We start from the raw sequence: 19,443 nt of genomic DNA, 5'->3' as shown, positions 1-19,443 counted from the left end.
ACATGAAACCATATCATCTTGCGATCGTCGCGGTGTTGAGCACGGCATCGGGGCTGCAGGCCGGTGTCATCGAACAGGCCTGCCTTGGGTCAGGCCGGTCAGGCGTATCGCGGTCGCTGTGCGGCTGCATTCAGGATGCGGCCGACATCACCCTGCGCGGGGCCGACCAGCGGCTTGCCGCCAAGTTTTTTACCGATCCGCACAAGGCACAGGAAATACGTCAGTCCGACCGCGACAAGGACGCCGCCTTCTGGGGCCGCTACAAGGCCTTTGGCGCCACCGCCGAGGCCTATTGCCGCTGACGGGCGGCCAGATGCGCGATCAGCCCCTGACTGGCCTGTTCGATCAGGTGCAGAACAAGGTCGAAACCGCCATCATAATAGGGGTCCGGCACCTCGATATATGGCAGATCGGCATAAGACAGAAACAGCGCCACGGGCGTTTCGCTGTCAATGGGCCGCATGCGTTCCAACGCCGCAATATTGTTGTGGTCCATCGCAAGGATCAGGTCGAAACGCCTGAAATCGGCAGCGGTAACCTGCTGCGCGCGCAGACCGGCCAGATCATATCCCCGCCCCGCCGCGGCCTGTATCGTGCGCGGATCTGGCGGATCGCCGACATGCCAACCGCCGGTTCCCGCGCTTTCGATCATGACATCAAGCCCGGCAAGGGCGGCCTTGTGGGCAAATACACCATGCGCCGTGGGTGATCGGCAGATATTTCCCAGACAGACGAACAGAATGCGGGTCGCCATATGTGCCTCCATCTGGAATCATACATGAAAGGGGGCAGCATGGCCAAGATCGTAATACTGACAGGCGCAGGCATTTCCGCCGAAAGCGGCCTGGGCACCTTTCGCGACAAGGACGGGCTTTGGACACGCTATGACCTGAACGAGGTGGCCACGCCGCAGGGCTTTGCCCGCAACCCCGGATTGGTTCACGACTTTTACAATGCCCGTCGCGCCAATGCCGCAGTTGCCCACCCCAATGCCGCGCATCATGCGTTGGCGCGCCTGCAGGCCGCCCTGCCCGGACAGGTGCAGATCATCACCCAGAATGTCGACGACTTGCATGAACAGGCCGGCAGCACCGATGTCTGGCACATGCATGGCCGTCTGGCACGGGCGCGCTGTGCCTCCTGCAACCACCGCTGGGATGCGCCGGCTGTCATGGCGGTCCAACACCCCTGCCCCGCCTGCACAGCCCCCAAAACACGGCCTGATATCGTGTGGTTCGGCGAGTATCCCTTTCATATGGACGATATCGAACAGGCGCTGTCACAGGCCGATCTGTTCGTGGCGATCGGGACATCGGGAAATGTCTATCCTGCCGCCGGATTCGTGCAGATGGCAAACTTGGCCGGCGCCGACAGCCTGGAGCTGAACCTGGAACCTTCGCAGACCATTACCGATTTCGCACAGGCCCGCCATGGCCCCGCCAGCAACATCGTTCCAGCCTGGGTCGAGGAAATTCTTTCAGGGCGTTAGACAGACCTATCTGAACGCGGGTCCATGCACCCAGATCGTCAGCGAATGACGCGCGCCACGGGTGACGGGGGTGACCCGATGCAACACGAAACTGGGAAACAACATGGCCGCACCGCGATCGCGGTTCGCGACGTGAACATTGGCGTCAGGCATCAGTTCAAGCAAACCGCCATCATAGTCAGCCGGGTCGGACAATTGCACAACCATCGTCAGCTTGCGCCGACGGGCAACCGGACCGTCACCGATATCGGAATGCCAGGCGAAATGCCCGCCCGCCACCGCATCATACCGCGCGACCTGCGCGCTTTCCGCAAATTCGCGCAGATCGAAATCAAAGGCCGTGCGATTGGCATCAGCCACCAGCGCGATCAGCCTGTCCATGATCCAGCCGGTATCGGCGCGCTCATCCAGCCAGGCCACATCGGCGCGGCGCAGGTTGTGATCGGACTGCCCGCCCACAAGGCCGGCAGGCTCCAGCGCCCGCGCCTGCGCCAGCGCGACAATCCTGTCGCATTCCGGCACCGAAAACGCATCGTTACAGAAATAGTGGGTGTGCATCCTGCTCCTGCCCCGAAAACCGCGACAGCCAGCAGAATGTCGCGGAAAACGAGTCTAATGCCGTTTCCCGCGATCTTTGGCTAGTTGTGTTTTTTCATGCCCATGCCCATTTCGGGCGCGCGATCGTTGTCGACGGGAACATCCAGCGAAACTTCGCCGGCCTTGTCGAATTGCAGGGTCAATTTGACGATGTCACCCTGCGCCAGCGGGCCCGTCAGCCCGATCAGCATCACATGATCGCCGCCCCGCGCCAAGGCATGCGCGGCGTTCGCGGGCACGACGAATCCCTCCTTGACCTCGACCATCTGCATGACGCCATTGGCCTGCTGGACATGGGTATGCAATTCCGTGCGTTCGGCCACATCGCTGCGGGCGGCGACCAGGCGGTCATCCTGATCGCCGCCGTTTTCGATGACCATGAAAATCGCGCCTGACTTGGCCATTCCGGATGACACGCGTGCATAGGCATCCGAAATGGTGATATCGCCCGCCATCGCCGGCAGAACGTTTGATATGGCAAGAAGGGCCGCCGCAGCGGTATATTTAAGGAACATGTTGTTCTCTCCTGACTGAAATTAGCAAAAATTGGGGGTGTCAGGAAAGAACGGGGGGCCCACGCGCCATTACAACCGGCAAGACAGGGCTGCATACGGGATCGGCCTGCCAGACCGGAAGCGCTTCCCCTACTACCCCCAGCGCCAGCGCCGGCAGGCAGGGCGCGGCCAGCGCCGGTGCCACGAAGGCAGCTATGCCATCGGGGCAAAGATGTGGCGGTCCTGCAGGCTGGCCGTCTGCATCGACGCTGATGGTCTGCAGGCCAAAGCTGGAACAGATTTCAATCGTTCCCACCGACTGGCCACGCGCGATGGCCAACGACAGCGACGTAACGCCCATCACCAGCGCCAGAACCAGCGCCGCAAAAATCCGGAAAGGCAGATATCGCAAGACCATGCTGCGCTTTAGCGCCCTTGCCGATAAAAAGAAAGGCGTCAAAACGAAGCGGCCCCGCCACGATGGGCAGGGCCGGATCTGGCAAGACCGAATGGCGAAATCAGGCTGTGGCCCGCGCCTTTTCGATGTCTTTCTTGATTTTCAGCGCCTTGGCCGACAGTTCGGCATCTTTCGCCTTGGCCATGAACGCATCCAACCCACCGCGGTGATCAACGGTGCGCAGCGCCGCCGCCGAAATCCGCAGCTTGAACGATTGCCCCAGAACGTCGGAAATCAGCGTCACCTCGTTCAGGTTCGGCAAAAACCGGCGGCGGGTCTTGTTGTTGGCATGGCTGACATTGTTGCCAGACATCGGGCCTTTTGCTGTCAGTTCGCACACGCGTGACATGGGGTTCTTCCTTGTCTCGATAAATACTCAGGCGCCGCATGACAGCGACGCCCCGAAATCTGTTGGGCTGCTTTAAGGGCTGTGGCGCGGGGCGTCAAGCGATTCATGCTCTGCCCTGCATTGTTTGCACGAAAGGCACCGCCAATCACACCGCACGCCTTCGGCGAGAGAGTATTTGGACCAAGGTGATAACAGGATCTTTCCCTATCACCTTGGATCAAATACTCATACTTCCGGGCCTCAGGCCCGGATCAGGAATGGTTTGCGCCGCCAGGCGCCCAATATCATCAAAGGCCCAGGCAATATCGCAGCACTGCCTTTTGAGCGTGCAGGCGATTCTCGGCCTCGTCAAAAATCACCGAATTGGGGCCATCCATTACGGCGCTGGTGGCTTCTTCATCACGATGGGCCGGCAGGCAATGCATGAACAGCGCGCCGGGATTGGCGCGTTCCATCAGGGCTGCGTTCACCTGATAGGGGCGCAACTGGTTGTGGCGACGTTCACGCGCCGATTGCGGATCGTGCATGGATATCCAGGTATCTGTCACCACCAGGTCGGCGCCCTGCACGGCACGATAGGGGTCACGCTCGATATCGGCCTGAACTCCGGCCGCGCGGGCTTCGTCCATGAACACGGCCTCGGGGTCGAGCGTCGGCGGGCCCGTAAAGGTGAAATCGAACCCAAAGCGCCCGGCGGCCTGGATGAAGCTGGCGCAGACATTGTTGCCATCGCCCGACCACACCACCTTTTTGCCTTTGATCGGACCGCGATGTTCCTCGAACGTCATGATATCGGCCATGATCTGGCAGGGATGGGTTCGGTTCGTCAGCCCGTTGATCACAGGCACGGTAGCATATTCAGCCATTTCCAGCAGGGTGGCCTCTTCATAGGTGCGGATCATGATCAGATCGACATAGCGCGACAGAACGCGGGCTGTATCGGCGATGGTTTCGCCATGGCCAAGCTGCATGTCGCTGCCCGACAGGATCATCGTCTGCCCGCCCAGCTGCCGCACCCCCACATCGAATGAGACCCGCGTGCGGGTAGATGGCTTTTCGAAGATCAGCGCGACCATATGCCCGGCCAGCGGCTGATCGGCATCGGGCGCGCCTTTGGGCAGGCCGGTGCGGGCAGCCTTCATCGTGCGGGCCTTGTCGATCATCGCCCGCAGTTCGGCGGGATCGGTCATGTTGATATCCAGAAAATGCGGCATCTGCTGTCCTTCGGGCAATATCGCCCCTTGCAAAATGTTCAGTTTGTTGTCGGCGCCAATGCCTGTGCCGCACGATCCAGCCGGGCCACGGCCTCGGCGATATCTGCCTCGTCGATATTGAGGGGCGGCAGGATGCGGATCACGTTATCGGCGGCGGGCACCGTCAGGATATGTTGGGCATAGCCGGCCTTGACCACATCGGTATTGGGAAGCACGCATTTTACACCCAGCATCAGGCCAGTGCCGCGCACGGATTCGAACACATCCGGGTGGGCGGCCACCAGCCCCTCCAGGCTTTGCCGCAACTGCCCGGCCTTGCGGTTCACCGCGTCCAGAAACGCGGGGTCCGCCACGATGCGCGTCACGGCCAGGCCCACGGCGCAGGCCAACGGGTTGCCACCATAGGTGGACCCGTGCGTGCCCGCCACCATGCCGCTGGCAGCGTCTTCGGTCGCCAGCACCGCGCCCAATGGGAAGCCGCCGCCGATGCCCTTGGCGACCATCATGATGTCGGGTGTGATCCCGGCCCATTCGTGGGCGAACAGCTTGCCGGTGCGGCCCATGCCGCATTGCACCTCGTCAAGGATCAACAGCGCGCCGGTTTCGTCGCAGGCATCACGCAACCCCTTCAGGCATTGATCGGGCACGACACGGATGCCGCCCTCGCCTTGGATGGGTTCGATCAACACTGCGGCAACTGCAGGGTCTTTCATCGCTTCGGCAAGGGCGCCGTGATCGCCGAATTCCAGATGCACAAAGCCCGGCAGAAGGGGGCCGAACCCCTTGGTCATTTTTTCCGATCCCGCCGCCGCAATACCGGCCGAGGAGCGGCCGTGGAATGCGCCGGAAAAGGTGATGATCTTGACCCGCTCGGGCTGCCCTTTGTCATACCAGTATTTGCGAGCCATCTTGACGGCCAGTTCGCAGGCCTCGGTGCCGGAATTGGTAAAGAACACCGTATCGGCAAAGGTGTTGTCCACCAGGGCCTCGGCCAGTTGCTGTTGTTCGGGGATCTGGTACAGATTGGAGACATGCCACAGCTTGCCCGCCTGTTCGGTCAGCGCCGCAACCAGCGCGGGGTTGGCATGACCAAGCGCATTGACCGCGATCCCTGCCCCCATATCCAGATATCGGCTGCCGTCCTCGGCTGTCAGCCAGGGGCCTTCACCCTTGGTAAAACCGACGGGAGCACGTGCATAAGTGGGCAGAATGGGCGTGATCATGGTCATATCCTTGAAAACAGGGAAGCCCGATAGGTGCCAAAGGCGGCGGGCCAAGTCAACGATTTGCGGTAAACAGGCATGCGACAGAGCATGCGGGATCAGACGTCAGGCGCGGGTGCGTCGGCGTCGGGGCAGCGCGAAAAGGGCGGCACATGTGATCATGCGGCTGCATCTAGCGGGGAACGGATGCGCTGTAAAGCGCAAGAATGATCCCGCACCGCCGGAGTTGCAACAGCCATTCCCTACCGGGTCACAGACCGGGCCGACTGTGCATAACGGGCGACCGGTGTACTGGCCGGTTCGCATCTCATGTTGCGACCAGCCGGATGCTATTGCATAGATGCAGAGAGGTTGTATCAGCCCCGTCCGGTTCCCCCGGACAGGGACATGCGACTTTGAACTGATGCGGATACCCTAGCCGGGCCCGATCGCGACCAGCGTCGTTCGGTGGGTGTGAATAGAACCAGCGCCGATGTTGCGCAGAAAGCGACCGATAATCCAACCGGATTAACATTCCTAACGGCCGGCATCAGGGACAATACCATATGACCCCTTCCAGTTTCGAAACCCTGATCGTCGAGCTTGACGAGCGAACGGCGCGCATCATCTTTGACCGGGCCGATGCCATGAATGCGATCAGCCCGGCAATGGCGGATGATCTGGACCGCGCGCTGGACGAAATTCTGGCAAATCCGCAAATCCGGTGCATCATCCTGACCGCCACCGGGCGCAGCTTTTGCGCCGGGGCCGATCTCAAGGCGGTCAAGGCTGCGGCGTCGGGTGCCGATCCCGAACAGGCATCGCAGGCCTTCCTGACCCGGATGACCAAATTGTTGCAGCGTATCGAAACGCTGCCGGTTCCGGTGATTGCCGCCGTGAACGGGCTGGCGTTGGCTGGCGGGCTTGAGATTGCGCTGGTCTGCGATCTGGTTATTGCCGCCGACACCGCCAAGTTTGGTGATGCCCATGCGCGCTATGGTCTGTTGCCCGGTTGGGGCGCCTCGGCACGGCTGCCGCGCAAGATCGGGGCCAACCGCGCCAAATACCTGATGTTCACCGCCCGGCATGTTCCCGCCGCGATGCTGATGGACTGGGGGCTGGTGAACGAAGTTCATTCAGCTGACGCGCTGCAACAGGCTGCAGATGCGCTGGCGGCACAAATCGTGGATAAAAGCCCATTGGGCATTCGGCGCATGAAACAGTTGGTTGACGAAGGATTGGATCAACCGCTGGCCAAGGCGCTGGCCGCCGAGGCGGACATGGTCGCGCGGCACAACCAGTCCTTTGACCGGCACGAAGGTCTGGAAGCCTTTACACAGAAACGCATTCCACAATTCAGAGGCGAGTAATACCCTATGAACAACGATCATGAATCTGTCACCCCAACCGCCCTCAAAGGCCTGCGTGTCGTTGATTTCACGCATTATATCGCGGGGCCGCTCGCCACCATGATCCTGGCCGATGCCGGGGCCGAGGTTATCAAGATCGAGAAACCCGGTGGTGACGATCAGCGCCATTTTCCGCCGCGTGACGAACGGCTGAATGGCGAAGGGGCCAGCTTTTTGTGGGCGAACAGAAACAAGCGGTCGATCACGCTTGATCTGCGCACCGAGGCCGGCCGCAAGATCGCACAGGACCTGGTTCGCAGTGCCGATGTGCTGGTCGAGAATTTCACCAGCCGGGTCATGACGAAATACCAGCTGGATTATGACACGCTGGCCAAGGAAAACCCGCGGCTGATCTATTGTTCGGTATCGGCCTTCGGCAGAAGCGGGTCACATGCCGATCGTCCCGGTTTCGATACGATCATGCAGGCCGAAAGCGGCTTTGTGTCGCTCAGCGGCCGCGCCGAGGATGTGGGCACCCGCGCCGGATCGCCGATCATGGATATTTCAACCGCGATGATGGCCTCGAACGCGATCCTTATTGCGCTGCTGGCCCGTGCGCATACCGGACGGGGCCAATTCGTGGAAGTTCCACTGTTCGACACCTCGGTCATCATGAACGGTTTCGCCGCGATGAATTATCTGATGAGCGACCGAATTCCCAAACGAACGGGCAATCTCAGCAATGACGCCACCCCCAGCGGCATTTTCGAAACCGCCGATCGTCCGATTTTTGTGACCTGCGCGGCGACTCCGCAGTTCAAACGCCTGTTCGGCGATGTTCTTGGAATGCCGGAAATCGCTGAAGACCCCGAATTGCAGGTCAGCTCGTCGCGCAACCTGCACCGCGACCGGATATACGAGATCGTCATACCCGAGTTTCGCAAGGACACGCGCGAAAACTGGCTGCGCCGCCTGGGCAAGGCCAATATCCCGGCAGGTGCCGTCAATGACCTTCCCGAAGCCTTCGCTTCGGACCTGATGGCCGAACGTGGGCTGGTGTCCTATATCCCCCACCCGACTGCCGGCAAGGTTCCCAATATCGCGCTGCCGCTGCATTTTTCCGACACGCCTGTCATACGCCCTGTCGCGGCCCCCTCAGCCGGGCAGCACAGCGAAGAGGTTGTGCGCGAGGTGCTCGGATATGACGATCAGCAATACCAACAGGCGCGCGCGGCCGGCGCGTTTGGCGGCAGCCAAACGGATTAGTCCCCGCGCCATCTCGCCCAAAGGAGAAGTCAATGAACAGCAAGCCAAACCCCGCCAACCCCGATCAGGTTGTCTAACAGTTGCTGCGCGGTCGATTGGGGGCTTATGTGTCAAGCTTCCTGCTGGCGGCCCAAAGCATGGGTGTGGCTGCAATCGCGCAGGCCGCGGTGGCAAACTATTCAGGTTTTCTGAAACAGCGTCAGGGCATTGCCGCTGACCGCAACGTGGTCTGCGGTATCTCTTTCGGGCATGAAGACCGCGAGAATGTGGCCAATGCGTTCAGAACCTCGCGCGAAAACATCGCCAATGTGGTCGACTGGATCGGCTAACCGGCTCTGGCCTCAGCGATGTGCGATCATCTGGCGATATCGCCCGCTGGCGGTATCGTCAGTAAATTGTGACGGGCGCATCTGAAGCTCTCTTTTGCATTGCGCCCAAAAGTCGAGATACCACAGTAACAGTTCTCGCTGCGATCCGATCGCCAACCGGTGATAGGCACGCTTGCGATAGGTCGAAACCGTTTCTTCCGAAATCCCCAGCTCGTCAGCGATACCGGCGGTAGAAACACCGTTCAGAATGCGCGCGCAAACCTCGGCCTCACGCGGGGAAAACAGGTTTGGCGCAGAGGCAAGGCAATCCTCGATCACGCTTAACGTGGTAAGCGAATGGGACGGGCTGGAATTTCGCCACTGGCAAACATGCTTGGCAATCGGCGAGGTCACGGTAATCCTCCCAATTCTTGCAGTATCACCCGCCCCGAATACCCCGGTCTTTGGCACCCGGCTATGCGTTGCCTTGCCGCGCAAATATTGGCTGGATTTGTCCCTGCCCCTGTCGATACCGTCCGAAGCGGCGGCATGATCCCACAGATGTGAATTTGTCAGGCTTCGCCCGCAACAAAATGGTATTCCGTACCAGTTTTGATATCAGCAAACATGATCGCAGCGCGTCGTTCGGTGCTATCAGCCCGCAATTTGGCGGCTCAGGTATCGGGTACGGCATATAGAGAAGATCAAATCCGTCGGCCCGACGATAGGCACAGCGTCGGATTGCAGCCATCATGGCAGCCTTGTCGTCTTTCTAGGCCGGCGACGGCATCGCCCCGGGCGCGGCCTGGGTGTGTGATACCGCGCCGGTCCAGCGGGCCAGAATCTTGTGATAGGTAGTGATGACATCAACGGGCGCGGTTTCAGAGGGCACGGCGAACAGCGGCCCCGACAACGGGCGAGAGGTCAGCGCGATCAGCAGCGGAGACAGCAGCATCGGCAGGCAGATCGGCAACAGCCATATGACGAGGCCGGGTGCGAATTTCAGCGTCGTGGCCAGCACCAGCGCCCCTGTCGCCACGATCCAGCGACTGGCGACCCAGCCCTGCCGGATCGTCAGACGCCCTTCGCCGCGCTGGTTGGTGGGCCACCCGCCATCACGCCCCAGCAAGACCTGAAGCACGGCGCGCGACTGATACATCAGCATCACCGGCGCGGTGATTGACGATAGAACCAGTTCCGCCAGTGACGAGGCCAGCGCCGTCATCGCACCGCCAAAGCCGCGCGCCCGACCCGTTGCTATGGCTTGCCCCAGGATCAGAAACTTTGGCAACACCAGCAGGCCGACGATGCCGATGGCCAGTCCGATGATTTCCTTGGTCCTGTCCCCCGGAAACACCGGAAACAGCTGATAAGGTTCGGGGAAATAATCGGGCGCTGGGGCTGTCACCGTCGCCAGCACGCTGAAGATCAGGAACATTCCCCACAACAGCGATGACAGATAGGCCAGGATGCCCTGCAGGAACACGAATCTGCTCCAGAATTTCAGCCGCGGGGCGGCCAGCAGCCGCGCGTGCTGCAGATTGCCCTGGCACCAGCGCCGGTCACGCTTGGCATAGCTGACGATGTTTTCGGGGCCATCCTCGAATGAGCCTTCGATATCTTCATCCAGTCGCACCCGCCAACCCGCCCGCGCCAAAAGCGCGGCCTCTACATAATCGTGGCTGAGGATATGGCCGCCAAAGGGCGGATCGCCCCTCAGCACAGGCAAGCCACAGCTTTCGGCAAAGGCGCGCACACGGATGATGGCGTTATGGCCCCAGAACGGGCCCGTCCGGCCCTGCATCCGCGCCTGCCCGCGTGCAAAGACCGGGGAATAGAAGCTGGCCGAAAACTGCATGGCGCGGCCAAAGACCGATTGCGCCGCGATCACCTTGGGCAGGGTCTGCAGCAAGCCCAGATCGGGTTGGGCGGCAATGCGGCGGATCATTTCACCGATGGTGCCCCCTTCGATCAGGCTGTCGGCATCCAGGATCACGGCATAATCATAGCGTGCGCCCGAGGTTTTTATGAAATCCTCGATATTGCCCGCCTTGCGCCCGGTGTTCACGGTGCGGCGACGATAGAACATGCGGCCCTGGCCGTTGCGTTCCGTCACCAGGCGCGCGAACCAGTGCTGTTCCTGCCCGGCAATGTCGGGGTTAGAGGTGTCTGACAGAACCGCGAAATCGACGTGATCGGCCAGCCCTTCATGGTGCAACGACACATCCATTGCAGCAATGCGGGCAAATGTGGCAACAGGATCTTCGTTGCACACCGGCACCAGGATCGCGGTGCGCCCCGGCGGCAGATCGGTCGCTGCGGGCGGTGTCACGCCGAACCGCCGCCCCGGCAGGCCCAGCAAGGCCCCCGCCGCCCCCCATGCCAGCCACCATGTCGAAACAAGGATCAGGGTCGAACGCAACACGTCGATCCAGTGCAGCCCGTCTTCGGCACCGGCCTGCAGAAACAGCGAGAAGGCACCGACGCCGACCGTGGCGCTGAAGATCAGTGCAATCGAGCGCGCTGCGAGTACAGAGCCGGCAGCCTGATCAACTTTGATCATGTGCGGCAGGCCCATGCGCCCCCGGCCCGGACAAATGCAAGGCGCGGGCCAGCCTGAACCAGCCGCGTTGATCCTCCAGCTGCTGTCGTGGCATGACCAGCGGCGCAGAAGGCAAGCCATGGTCCAGACCGGTCATGGTCTGAACAGGGTCAGTTGCACCAGAAATAAGTTCTACCGGTTTCATTCCTTTATCCATTGATAAAGCCAGGTTTCAGACAGCTTGCGGTCATAGCCGGCGATATGCGCCGTCAATTCGACCGTCGTACCTTTGGGGGCCTCGATATCAATCACCAGGCGCCACATATGTGTTCCCGGCACTTTCGACAAATCCTGCTCGGCGATTTTGCCCTTGTTGATTGTCACAACAGGGTGAAGATCGGCGTCTTCATTCAGATCGCCCATCAACCCCCCTGCAAAATCTATCACGAATTTACGTGTATCAGGATTGTCAGCCACGCCCGAGGTGCCCCCGTGCCCCGTACGCGTAGAGCGAACATGGGCAAGATCGGTGCCCGGATCAACCGGCAGCATCCCCCAATGCAGCCGATAGGCGAATTCACGCATATCTCCGGCCTTTACAGGCGTCTCAGGCACCCAAAAAGCGACGATATTGTCGTTCACTTCCAGATCGGAGGGGATTTCAACCAGCCGCACCATGCCATTGCCCCAGTCGCCCATCGGTTCGACCGTCAGTGACGGGCGGCGGTCATAGGCGGCGGGCACATCAAGATAGTTGTCGAAATTGCGGTCACGCTGATGCAGGCCAAAGGCACGCAGCCCGGGGCTTTGCAGATAGGCGCCGGACAGGCGGCGCGGGTTGTTCAGCGGCCGCCAGAACGGCTCGCCCGCATTGTTGACCAGCATCAGCCCGTCGCTGTCATGCACTTCGGGGCGGAAATCGTCAAACCGGCCTGCGTCGCCTTCGCCATAAAGATACATCGAGGTCAGCGGCGCCACACCCAGTTGTTCGACATCGGCCCGAAAGAACAGGCGGGCGGTCACATCCATCACGGTCTCTGCGCCCGGCGTGGTCACGAAACGATAGGCGCCCGTCACAGAGCGACTTTCGAGCGTGGCATAGATCACGACATGCAAGCTGCCCGGTGCGGGCTTTTCGATATAGAAAGCCGAAAAGCGGGGGAACTCTTCCGCGCCCGACAGCCCGGTATTGATCGCCAGGCCGCGCGCGGACAGGCCATAGGCATTATCGCGCCCCAACGCCCGGAAATAGCTGGCCCCAACAAAGGCAACAGTTTCATCAAACTTGTCGGCGCGGTTCAGCGGCATGTTCAGCCGGAAACCGGCAACGCCGGGCAAGGCGGCGTGCTGCGGCACACGCGCGGCAAGTTCGCCGCGATATTCAAAATCATCCGTGGTGAACACGATCTCGCGCGCCGTGCTGTCAGTCACCTCGTAGATCGGCACGGGTTCCTTGAACAGCCAGCCCATGTGAAAGGCCTGCAGCCGGAACAGGCTGCCCGGATCGTTCCAGCGGGCGCGGTCTGGCCAGAACTGGATACGCTGATAGTCATCATAGCTGAGATTATCCAGAAAACTGGCGGGCGCGGCGGGGGGCGCATCCGGGGTTGCGGCCCGATTGCGCATCATTTCCGTCAGGATGTCGTAAGAGAATGGCTGCCCGGCCGCTTCTTGTGCGAGCAATTCAGCCGGAAGCATGCCGCCAGCCAGCAATGCCCCGAGGGCAGGCGCCAAGGCAAGCATACCGCGCCGCGTCATCCCGCGGGCGGGTTCATCAACAGAAGCACAGAGTTTGGAATTCACGACAGGCGACACTTTCATTTTACGCATTTCATATAAAATACGCACAGATTAGATGGCTGCAAATGCCGCGCCGCAGAACGGCGGATTTTCGCGTCATGATGTGCGGGAATACGCCTTTCCCCCGGGGATCAAACCATTTTCATGATCCTGGGCTAGACGGGTTGGCGCAGATTCTTGCAAGCGCAGCATGATTGAAATCACCTAGCGCCTTCGATTTATACCTGCAAGAAAATTCATATGAATGTGATCACAATGGTGCGGCCAAGCACCATTTTACGCCCCAAAGCAGGCGCTTGACCATCCGGCGCCCACCTAGCCTTGGTGGAACGCCGCGGGATCGCTGTCAGCAGATCAGGGCCGGGTATAGACCATCACGTTGTAAATGCCTTCCTGCACGATCTGGCCGCGCTGGTTCACAAGCGTCGTCTTGCGCTTGACGATGCCCCGACCGGGTGTCGATGTCGCCCGGGTATCCAGAATTTCGCCCACCAGATGCACGGTATCGCCGATCATCAGCGGCGACATGAATCGCAGATTCTCCACACCCAGAAAGGCGATTGCAGAACCGTGGAAATCGCCGATACGCCCGCTCAGGCCCGTTGCGATCGCGAAACCCAGTGCGCCCTGCGCGATGCGTTGCCCAAAGGGGCTGTTCTTTTTACAGAATTCTTCATCGGTATGGGCCGGGTTGGTATCCCAAGACAGGTTCGAAAAAGCGGTCAGGTCCGATTCGGTGAATGTCCGACCATCGCTTTTCGATACTTCACCAATCTCGAAATCTTCCAGGTATTTGACCATCATGTCCTCCTTGAATAACGGGCCGCGCGCGCCCTAGACGCCCAGACGCTTGGCGATGACGTTTTTCATGACCTCGGACGCGCCGCCGCCGATCCGGGTGATGCGCGAATCGCGGAAATGCCGTTGCATGCCATATTCCATAGTGTATCCAGCCCCGCCCAGGATCTGCATGCCGATATCGGCAGCCTCGAAATTGGCTTCGGTCGCCACGACCTTGGCCATGGCGGTTTCGGTAACGGCGTCATGGCCGCCATCCAGCAATTCGGCCACGCGATAGCTATACAGGCGTGCGGTTTCGCCCAGGATCCTGATATCGGCCAGCTTGTGCTGGATGACCTGGAAATCGGACAAGGCCTGGCCGAACTGCACCCGGTCCTTGGCATAGGCGATGGCGTCGTCCAGAATGCGGAAAGTATCCCCCGCTCCCATTGCGCAAATCCCCAGCCGTTCCACGTTGAGGCATTTCATCAGATTGCCCCAGCCGCCGTTTTCTTCGCCGATCAGCCATGATGCCGGCGTGCGCACGTTGTCATAAAAGACTTCGTTGGTGGCCGATGTGTTGCGGCCAAGCGTCTTGATGCGATTGATCGTGATGCCTGGCGCCTTGGCGTCTACCAGGAACATGCTGATGCCGCGCCGCCCCAATTCGGGCGCTGTCTTGGCGCTGACGATCAGGTAATCGGCGACATGGGCGCAGGTAGTATAGAGCTTCTGCCCGGTCAGCACATATTCATCCCCGTCGCGCACCGCGCGGGTGGTTATGGCAGCCGCGTCCGAGCCGGCGCCGGGTTCGGTCATGGACAGCGCCAGCTTTACTTCGCCCGAGATGATCTTGGGCAATACCATCTGCTGCAATTCCTTGCTGCCCAGTTTCAGATGGCCCGCCGCGTTGACCGCGGTTTGCAGATAGCCCACCGTGATTCCGCCATAGTGATAGCCCAGCGCCTCGACGAATGTGGTCAGATCCTTGTGGCTGCCGCCCATGCCGCCGAATTCTTCCGAAAAGAACAGCCCCATCCAGCCCGCTGCGGCCAGCGCATCATAGGCTTGCGAGGGGAATTCGCCTTTTTCATCCAGTTCACGTATCTTTTCTTCGGGCAGTTCGCGCCGCAGCAGCTCCAATACGCTTTCGCGCATCACTTTCTGGGTGTCATCCAAGCCGGCCAGATTCAGCAATCTCATATCCTCCAAAAAATCTCAAATAAAGAGATCACAATGGTTATCTCTCGTCAAGGCGACATGTCTACAGCTTTTGGCAATTCCGCGGAGCACCCGCGCGGAACGCATATGAGTCACATGATCGAGGCAATCTGCAGGCGCGACGGCGACAGCCTGAAGACCTTCACCAACTACTGGGTCCGCGTGAATGGCGAATTGGCGCGCCACCTGTGTGGCCTGCGCGATTATCGCCAGAACCACATCCGCGCGCGCCTGTTCGAAGCTGCACCCTGGCCGATGCAGCCCATCGACGGGCTGTCAGGCCGATGAACCTTGCATCGTCAGGGCGGTCGACCCCGATCTATTTAAGTTCCTGTCCGGCCAGATCGCCTTCCAGAAACTTGTTAGGTTTCAGGAAAAAGCAGATTACCAGCGCGCCATTTGGCGACCGCGCCACATGCTGATGCCCGGCGGGCCGCCAGACGAAATTGCCTTCCAGCGCCGCGCCCTCGTCATCGACGATGCTGCCCGACAGGACATAGGTTTGTTCGATCTCGACATGTTCATGTTTGCCCAGAACCGATCCGGGTGCCCAGCGGAACAGGGCGGTCAACATGCCGGTTTCCTTGTCCTCCATCAGGATTTTCATGTCGACACCTTCTGTCGGCGTCTTCTTCCATGGCAGCGACGCCACATCGACATAGCGCGATTCCAGCGGGCCAAGATTTTCGTGGCCCTTCATGAACGGGGTAACGGCGGTCATTTCGGATTTCTCTCATATTATTACATATGTGGAATCTGCATGACTTCCCGCTAAACGATATGACTCAGATCAAATTCGCGCTAGCGGATCGGTGAAAACGACGTGGGCACCAGAATACGGTTTTCCATTTGCTGGATCAGCGGCGTGCACAGGCGCAGATATTCCTGCCAGTCCGGTTCGCCCGCCAACGCCGCCCGGCGGGTTTCGCGGTCTTCGAAACTGTCATACCCCCACAGATGCACCAGAGTGCTGAGCCCGCCGATTTCGGTCTGAAAATAGCCGATCAGATTGCCCAGTATCCGGGTCTGCACCTTCAACCCCACCGCCTCATAATGTTTCAACATTTCACCCATCTTGCCGGGCTGAATGCGGTAAATACGTTCCTCGACGATCATGGTCAGTCCCCCAATAGGCATTTTGCGGCGTCCACCGCCGACTGGCCCACGAATACGCCCTTGGCGCTGGCCAGATCGTTGCAGGCGCTGATTTCCCCATCCAGATAGGTGCTGTGCCCGTCGCCCATGCGCGCGCTTTGGGCGCTGACGGATGCACCGGGAATACCGGCCGCATTGGCCAGCGGCAACGCGGTAATGCCGCTGTCATTCTTGCCGATCCCGCCATCGGAACAGATGAACCCCCAGGGCGCTGAATCGATGATGTAATTAACCACGCTGCGCCCGGTATGCCCGGCGGTGCACAGCACGTTGGCGCCCTTGTCTTCGGGCCGGGCAAAGGCAATGGAATCGGTGCAGATGATCGCCCTGCCCTTGTCATTGGTCAGCATGACCTCGCGGTTCTCTCGGTCAGATGTCAGATCAAGGGTCGAAACATCCGCATCAAACAGCACCTTGGCGGCCTGTGTCACCGACATGCCGACCCGCACGCCCAGCAGCTGGGCCAGTTCGTTGGCGACACTTATCACGCCCTCGTCATACAGATCGGTGCCGTTGCCCATTTCGGCGGTCATCACATCGGCGGCGGCGGCTGGCACGCCAAGGGCCTCGTAATAGAACAGCCCGGCGATTCCGGCGGCCTCTTTGCCGATGGCGCAATCCAGCACGATCACGCCCTTTGGGCGGCCCCGCATCACCATACGGGCGCACAGCACCCCGGCATAGGACGCCGCCACCACGACATCGCCCGCCCCGCCGTCGGTCTGATAGAACCCGGTGACAAAGGTGGCGGAATCAAAGGTAATGATCCGTGTGCCGCCCTGTTCGAACCGAACCCGGATTGATCCGTCCGCCAGATGATCATGCTGTGCCATGTTTGTTCTCCTGTTGAATTTCATTGTCGGCGACCCCGGCCAGATACCGCCCGATGACATAGCCAAAGGTCATTGCGGGCCCCAGCGTGATGCCGCCGCCCGGATATTGCCCGCCCATGACCGACGCCATGTCATTGCCCGCGGCGAACAGGCCCGCAATCGGCTGGCCCGCGCTGTTCAAAACCCGGCCCAGCGCATCGGTTTTCAGACCGCCAAAGGTGCCCAGATCGCCCAATTGCATGCGGATTGCATAAAACGGCCCCCGCGCCAGCGGCGCGTTGCAGGGATTGGGGCGGTGTTCGGGATCACCCAGATAGCGGTTGTAGACCGTGCTGCCCTTGCCGAACTGCGGATCTTGCCCTTGCGCGGCTGGCCCATTATAGGCCTGCACCGTCGCCGCCAGCGCATCTGGCGGCACGCCGATCTGCCCGGCCAGATCGCGCAGCGTGCGCCCGCGTTTCAGATAGCCCGATTTTATCAGCCGACCGTGCGGCACCGGAAAGGGTTTGACAAAGCCCATGCCATACCGGTTCAGCGCCCGGTGATCACAGATCAGCCAGGCGAAGGGATCGCCGCCATTGGCCTGCCCCAGCATGGCCTGCCCCACCTGGTGATAGGACTCGGCCTCGTTCACAAATCGCTGGCCGGCGGCGTTCACCGCGATGATACCGGGCTTATATCGGTCGATCAGATGCGGGAAATGTCCGGTGCTGCCATCGCGGTGTTGCACAACCGATACCGGAATCCACGCCGCGGCATTGGGAAAGGCATCCTGGGGCGCCGCGCCATGGGCGGCGGCGATGCGTATGCCATCGCCGGTATTGCCGGGCGGGGCGGGCGAATAATGCGCGTTGCCATGCGGGAACACCGCCGCCCGCCGCGCCCTGTCCAGCGGAAAACCACCCGCCGCCATCACCACGCCGCGCGCCGCCATTATATCGCGCGGGGGCCTGTCACCGCCAATGCGCACCCCGGCGACACGCGCGCCATCCATCACCAGATCGACCATGGGCGTATCAGTAAAAATCGGTATGCCCAGATCAAGCGCGCTCAGCGCCAGACGTCCGGCCAGCGCATTGCCATTCGTCAACCGGATCGCGCGGCCAAAGCGGGCCATTTCCACCGTATGCGCCATCAGGCGCCGCATCACATAGAAGGCCGAGCGCACCGATTTGGTGGCCTTGAAGAAATGCTGCACCTCCATGCTGGCATTGAACATCATGCCGACAAATGTGATTTCACGCAGGGGCGGCCGCAGGCGTTTCAGATCGGCCCTCAACAGCCGACCATCCAGCGGGGCGGCGACGATGGAGCGCCCGCCGGGGCTGGCGCCGTCCAGGTCGGGGCGGTAATCTGGAAAGGCGGTTTGCGGCTGAAACGCCACGCGGGTTTCACGTTCAAAGAACGAAACCATTTCGGGGCCGGTTTCCAGAAACATATCCATCTTGGGCGCGTCAAAGAAATTGCCGGTGATCGCGCGAAGATAGGCACGCGCGGCGGCCGGGCTATCGCTGACCCCTTCGCGCTGGTTGACGGGGTTTCCGGGTATCCACAGCACCCCGCCCGATCGCGCTGTCGTGCCGCCGAACAGCGGTTCCTTTTCCAGAACACAGACCCGCAGCCCGTGCTTGCAGGCCGTTATTGCGGTGGCCAGGCCGGCGGCACCGCTGCCAACCACGACCACGTCATATTCATCGTCCGGGCCTTGCGTCATTGCGAAAAACCCGGGCGCGGCAAAAGATCCATCAACATGCTGCTCATCCCGCCATCAACGGCGATATCGGCACCGTTCACGAAAGATGATCGCGGGCTGAGCAGGAACAGCGCGACATTGGCAATTTCGTCCGGCTGACCAATCGCACGGCGCGGCACGAACCTTTCGCGGGCCGCACGAATGTCGGGATCGCGGTTGAAGGCCGCCGCCATCGGCGTGTCGATCATGCCGGGGCTCAGCGTATTGCTGCGCACGCCTTGCGCGCCGGATTCCACCGCGATCTGACGGCTGAGCGCGATCAACGCCGCCTTGGCCGCCGAATAGGCACCGCCCCCGGTTTGCGGCACCTGCCCCGCAATAGATGAAATATGAACGATTGATCCACCATCTGCCTGCGCCAGTTGCGGCAGGAACGCCTGCGCGCCCAGAAAACAACTGTCCAGATCCACCGCCAGCACCTGGCGCCATTCGTCATATCCCAAGTCTGCAATAGGACCCGGACGCAAGATACCGGCTGCGTTCACCAGCCCGGCGGCAGGCCCGCAATCGGCCAGCACCCGTCGTGCCAGATCGGCCCAGCTGTGCGCATCCGCAACGTCACAGTCATGGGCCGCCGCCAGCCCGCCATTGGCTTGCAATTCGGCAAGCACCGACGCCGTATCGGCCTGTGGGC

24 protein-coding genes are annotated in these 19,443 nt (G+C 60.8%); 6 read left to right on the top strand and 18 right to left on the bottom strand.

The window, feature by feature from the left end:
- The first annotated feature begins 2 nt into the window (after nucleotides 1–2).
- The gene (locus ACTCHC_RS03815; RefSeq protein WP_463021134.1) at nucleotides 3–302 is read left to right on the top strand and encodes a hypothetical protein; all 300 of its coding nucleotides are present in this window, start codon (nucleotides 3–5) and stop codon (nucleotides 300–302) included.
- On the opposite strand, the gene ACTCHC_RS03810 is transcribed toward ACTCHC_RS03815, so the two are convergent.
- A complete protein-coding gene (locus ACTCHC_RS03810) occupies nucleotides 290–754 on the bottom strand; it encodes a low molecular weight protein-tyrosine-phosphatase (protein WP_463021133.1) in 465 nt (154 codons plus the stop codon). The genes ACTCHC_RS03815 and ACTCHC_RS03810 overlap by 13 nt on opposite strands.
- A gap of 39 nt (nucleotides 755–793) precedes the next feature.
- On the opposite strand from ACTCHC_RS03810, the gene ACTCHC_RS03805 reads away from it, so the two are divergent.
- A complete protein-coding gene (locus tag ACTCHC_RS03805; RefSeq protein WP_463021132.1) occupies nucleotides 794–1,489 on the top strand; it encodes an NAD-dependent deacylase in 696 nt (231 codons plus the stop codon).
- 6 nt (nucleotides 1,490–1,495) lie between these two features.
- Here the strand turns inward: ACTCHC_RS03805 and ACTCHC_RS03800 are convergent, their stop codons facing one another.
- The 6 genes from ACTCHC_RS03800 to ACTCHC_RS03775 form a co-directional block, all read right to left on the bottom strand.
- On the bottom strand, nucleotides 1,496–2,047 hold the full coding sequence (locus tag ACTCHC_RS03800) for a 2OG-Fe(II) oxygenase (protein WP_463021131.1): 552 nt from the start codon (nucleotides 2,045–2,047) through the stop codon (nucleotides 1,496–1,498).
- Between the two features lie 80 nt (nucleotides 2,048–2,127).
- Nucleotides 2,128–2,601: a copper chaperone PCu(A)C gene (locus ACTCHC_RS03795; protein ID WP_463021130.1), complete on the bottom strand. Its 474-nt coding sequence runs from the start codon at nucleotides 2,599–2,601 to the stop codon at nucleotides 2,128–2,130.
- A 40-nt stretch (nucleotides 2,602–2,641) separates the two neighbouring features.
- Nucleotides 2,642–2,998 (bottom strand): hypothetical protein, encoded by a 357-nt coding sequence (locus tag ACTCHC_RS03790; RefSeq protein ID WP_463021129.1) that lies wholly within the window; start codon nucleotides 2,996–2,998, stop codon nucleotides 2,642–2,644.
- A 100-nt stretch (nucleotides 2,999–3,098) separates the two neighbouring features.
- Nucleotides 3,099–3,386 (bottom strand): 50S ribosomal protein L28, encoded by a 288-nt coding sequence (gene rpmB / locus ACTCHC_RS03785; protein WP_463021128.1) that lies wholly within the window; start codon nucleotides 3,384–3,386, stop codon nucleotides 3,099–3,101.
- A gap of 287 nt (nucleotides 3,387–3,673) precedes the next feature.
- Nucleotides 3,674–4,600, bottom strand: a complete 927-nt coding sequence (gene argF / locus ACTCHC_RS03780) for an ornithine carbamoyltransferase (RefSeq protein ID WP_463021127.1) — start codon at nucleotides 4,598–4,600, stop codon at nucleotides 3,674–3,676.
- 38 nt (nucleotides 4,601–4,638) lie between these two features.
- Nucleotides 4,639–5,823, bottom strand: coding sequence for an acetylornithine transaminase (locus ACTCHC_RS03775; protein WP_463021126.1), 1,185 nt, complete (start codon nucleotides 5,821–5,823; stop codon nucleotides 4,639–4,641).
- A gap of 545 nt (nucleotides 5,824–6,368) precedes the next feature.
- On the opposite strand from ACTCHC_RS03775, the gene ACTCHC_RS03770 reads away from it, so the two are divergent.
- The 3 genes from ACTCHC_RS03770 (at nucleotide 6,369) to ACTCHC_RS03760 (ending at nucleotide 8,746) form a co-directional block, all read left to right on the top strand.
- On the top strand, nucleotides 6,369–7,172 hold the full coding sequence (locus ACTCHC_RS03770) for an enoyl-CoA hydratase/isomerase family protein (RefSeq protein WP_463021125.1): 804 nt from the start codon (nucleotides 6,369–6,371) through the stop codon (nucleotides 7,170–7,172).
- A gap of 6 nt (nucleotides 7,173–7,178) precedes the next feature.
- Nucleotides 7,179–8,417, top strand: coding sequence for a CaiB/BaiF CoA transferase family protein (locus tag ACTCHC_RS03765; RefSeq protein ID WP_463021124.1), 1,239 nt, complete (start codon nucleotides 7,179–7,181; stop codon nucleotides 8,415–8,417).
- A gap of 107 nt (nucleotides 8,418–8,524) precedes the next feature.
- Nucleotides 8,525–8,746, top strand: coding sequence for a nitroreductase family protein (locus ACTCHC_RS03760; RefSeq protein WP_463021123.1), 222 nt, complete (start codon nucleotides 8,525–8,527; stop codon nucleotides 8,744–8,746).
- A 12-nt stretch (nucleotides 8,747–8,758) separates the two neighbouring features.
- Here the strand turns inward: ACTCHC_RS03760 and ACTCHC_RS03755 are convergent, their stop codons facing one another.
- From ACTCHC_RS03755 to ACTCHC_RS03730, 6 genes are all read right to left on the bottom strand, one after another.
- Complete coding sequence (locus tag ACTCHC_RS03755; RefSeq protein ID WP_463021122.1) at nucleotides 8,759–9,139, bottom strand: response regulator transcription factor; 381 nt, start codon at nucleotides 9,137–9,139, stop codon at nucleotides 8,759–8,761.
- 358 nt (nucleotides 9,140–9,497) lie between these two features.
- Nucleotides 9,498–11,288 carry a glucans biosynthesis glucosyltransferase MdoH gene (mdoH, locus tag ACTCHC_RS03750; RefSeq protein ID WP_463021121.1) on the bottom strand — a complete coding sequence of 597 codons (1,791 nt, stop codon included), beginning with the start codon at nucleotides 11,286–11,288 and terminating at the stop codon, nucleotides 9,498–9,500.
- Nucleotides 11,275–11,472 (bottom strand): hypothetical protein, encoded by a 198-nt coding sequence (locus ACTCHC_RS03745; RefSeq protein ID WP_463021120.1) that lies wholly within the window; start codon nucleotides 11,470–11,472, stop codon nucleotides 11,275–11,277. The genes mdoH and ACTCHC_RS03745 overlap by 14 nt, the downstream gene beginning before the upstream one ends.
- Entirely contained in the window at nucleotides 11,469–13,025 is a 1,557-nt protein-coding gene (locus ACTCHC_RS03740) for an OpgD/OpgG family glucan biosynthesis protein (protein ID WP_463021167.1), read from the bottom strand. Before ACTCHC_RS03740 ends, ACTCHC_RS03745 begins: the two co-directional genes overlap by 4 nt.
- A gap of 396 nt (nucleotides 13,026–13,421) precedes the next feature.
- Nucleotides 13,422–13,868 (bottom strand): MaoC/PaaZ C-terminal domain-containing protein, encoded by a 447-nt coding sequence (locus ACTCHC_RS03735; RefSeq protein WP_463021119.1) that lies wholly within the window; start codon nucleotides 13,866–13,868, stop codon nucleotides 13,422–13,424.
- A gap of 33 nt (nucleotides 13,869–13,901) precedes the next feature.
- On the bottom strand, nucleotides 13,902–15,044 hold the full coding sequence (locus ACTCHC_RS03730; RefSeq protein WP_463021117.1) for an acyl-CoA dehydrogenase family protein: 1,143 nt from the start codon (nucleotides 15,042–15,044) through the stop codon (nucleotides 13,902–13,904).
- 111 nt (nucleotides 15,045–15,155) lie between these two features.
- Between ACTCHC_RS03730 and ACTCHC_RS03725 the strand changes: the two genes are divergently transcribed.
- Nucleotides 15,156–15,356 carry a hypothetical protein gene (locus ACTCHC_RS03725; protein ID WP_463021116.1) on the top strand — a complete coding sequence of 67 codons (201 nt, stop codon included), beginning with the start codon at nucleotides 15,156–15,158 and terminating at the stop codon, nucleotides 15,354–15,356.
- Between the two features lie 31 nt (nucleotides 15,357–15,387).
- On the opposite strand, the gene ACTCHC_RS03720 is transcribed toward ACTCHC_RS03725, so the two are convergent.
- From ACTCHC_RS03720 to ACTCHC_RS03700, 5 genes are all read right to left on the bottom strand, one after another.
- Entirely contained in the window at nucleotides 15,388–15,789 is a 402-nt protein-coding gene (locus tag ACTCHC_RS03720; RefSeq protein ID WP_463021115.1) for a cupin domain-containing protein, read from the bottom strand.
- Nucleotides 15,790–15,869: 80 nt separating this feature from the next.
- Nucleotides 15,870–16,205: an NIPSNAP family protein gene (locus tag ACTCHC_RS03715; RefSeq protein ID WP_463021114.1), complete on the bottom strand. Its 336-nt coding sequence runs from the start codon at nucleotides 16,203–16,205 to the stop codon at nucleotides 15,870–15,872.
- Entirely contained in the window at nucleotides 16,187–17,056 is an 870-nt protein-coding gene (locus ACTCHC_RS03710) for a hypothetical protein (RefSeq protein ID WP_463021113.1), read from the bottom strand. Before ACTCHC_RS03710 ends, ACTCHC_RS03715 begins: the two co-directional genes overlap by 19 nt.
- On the bottom strand, nucleotides 17,043–18,770 hold the full coding sequence (locus ACTCHC_RS03705) for an FAD-dependent oxidoreductase (protein ID WP_463021112.1): 1,728 nt from the start codon (nucleotides 18,768–18,770) through the stop codon (nucleotides 17,043–17,045). The genes ACTCHC_RS03710 and ACTCHC_RS03705 overlap by 14 nt, the downstream gene beginning before the upstream one ends.
- The coding region (locus ACTCHC_RS03700) for an SDR family NAD(P)-dependent oxidoreductase (RefSeq protein ID WP_463021111.1) at nucleotides 18,767–19,443 on the bottom strand (677 nt) is incomplete at its 5' end. The genes ACTCHC_RS03705 and ACTCHC_RS03700, both read right to left, overlap by 4 nt.

It is taken from the genome of Actibacterium sp. (assembly GCF_055134745.1).
Note: the sequence above shows the minus strand (reverse complement) of the source record. Positions and strands in the feature narration are given on the sequence as shown.

Excerpts from the sequence above, each read along its gene's own strand:
- ACTCHC_RS03815 (WP_463021134.1), top strand. The coding sequence starts at position 3 with ATGAAACCATATCATCTTGCGATCGTCGCGGTGTTGAGCACGGCATCG.
- ACTCHC_RS03810 (WP_463021133.1), bottom strand. The coding sequence starts at position 754 with ATGGCGACCCGCATTCTGTTCGTCTGTCTGGGAAATATCTGCCGATCA.
- ACTCHC_RS03805 (WP_463021132.1), top strand. The coding sequence starts at position 794 with ATGGCCAAGATCGTAATACTGACAGGCGCAGGCATTTCCGCCGAAAGC.
- ACTCHC_RS03800 (WP_463021131.1), bottom strand. The coding sequence starts at position 2,047 with ATGCACACCCACTATTTCTGTAACGATGCGTTTTCGGTGCCGGAATGC.
- ACTCHC_RS03795 (WP_463021130.1), bottom strand. The coding sequence starts at position 2,601 with ATGTTCCTTAAATATACCGCTGCGGCGGCCCTTCTTGCCATATCAAAC.
- ACTCHC_RS03790 (WP_463021129.1), bottom strand. The coding sequence starts at position 2,998 with ATGGTCTTGCGATATCTGCCTTTCCGGATTTTTGCGGCGCTGGTTCTG.
- rpmB (WP_463021128.1), bottom strand. The coding sequence starts at position 3,386 with ATGTCACGCGTGTGCGAACTGACAGCAAAAGGCCCGATGTCTGGCAAC.
- argF (WP_463021127.1), bottom strand. The coding sequence starts at position 4,600 with ATGCCGCATTTTCTGGATATCAACATGACCGATCCCGCCGAACTGCGG.
- ACTCHC_RS03775 (WP_463021126.1), bottom strand. The coding sequence starts at position 5,823 with ATGATCACGCCCATTCTGCCCACTTATGCACGTGCTCCCGTCGGTTTT.
- ACTCHC_RS03770 (WP_463021125.1), top strand. The coding sequence starts at position 6,369 with ATGACCCCTTCCAGTTTCGAAACCCTGATCGTCGAGCTTGACGAGCGA.
- ACTCHC_RS03765 (WP_463021124.1), top strand. The coding sequence starts at position 7,179 with ATGAACAACGATCATGAATCTGTCACCCCAACCGCCCTCAAAGGCCTG.
- mdoH (WP_463021121.1), bottom strand. The coding sequence starts at position 11,288 with ATGATCAAAGTTGATCAGGCTGCCGGCTCTGTACTCGCAGCGCGCTCG.
- ACTCHC_RS03745 (WP_463021120.1), bottom strand. The coding sequence starts at position 11,472 with ATGAAACCGGTAGAACTTATTTCTGGTGCAACTGACCCTGTTCAGACC.
- ACTCHC_RS03740 (WP_463021167.1), bottom strand. The coding sequence starts at position 13,025 with ATGACGCGGCGCGGTATGCTTGCCTTGGCGCCTGCCCTCGGGGCATTG.
- ACTCHC_RS03735 (WP_463021119.1), bottom strand. The coding sequence starts at position 13,868 with ATGGTCAAATACCTGGAAGATTTCGAGATTGGTGAAGTATCGAAAAGC.
- ACTCHC_RS03725 (WP_463021116.1), top strand. The coding sequence starts at position 15,156 with ATGAGTCACATGATCGAGGCAATCTGCAGGCGCGACGGCGACAGCCTG.
- ACTCHC_RS03720 (WP_463021115.1), bottom strand. The coding sequence starts at position 15,789 with ATGACCGCCGTTACCCCGTTCATGAAGGGCCACGAAAATCTTGGCCCG.
- ACTCHC_RS03715 (WP_463021114.1), bottom strand. The coding sequence starts at position 16,205 with ATGCCTATTGGGGGACTGACCATGATCGTCGAGGAACGTATTTACCGC.
- ACTCHC_RS03710 (WP_463021113.1), bottom strand. The coding sequence starts at position 17,056 with ATGGCACAGCATGATCATCTGGCGGACGGATCAATCCGGGTTCGGTTC.
- ACTCHC_RS03705 (WP_463021112.1), bottom strand. The coding sequence starts at position 18,770 with ATGACGCAAGGCCCGGACGATGAATATGACGTGGTCGTGGTTGGCAGC.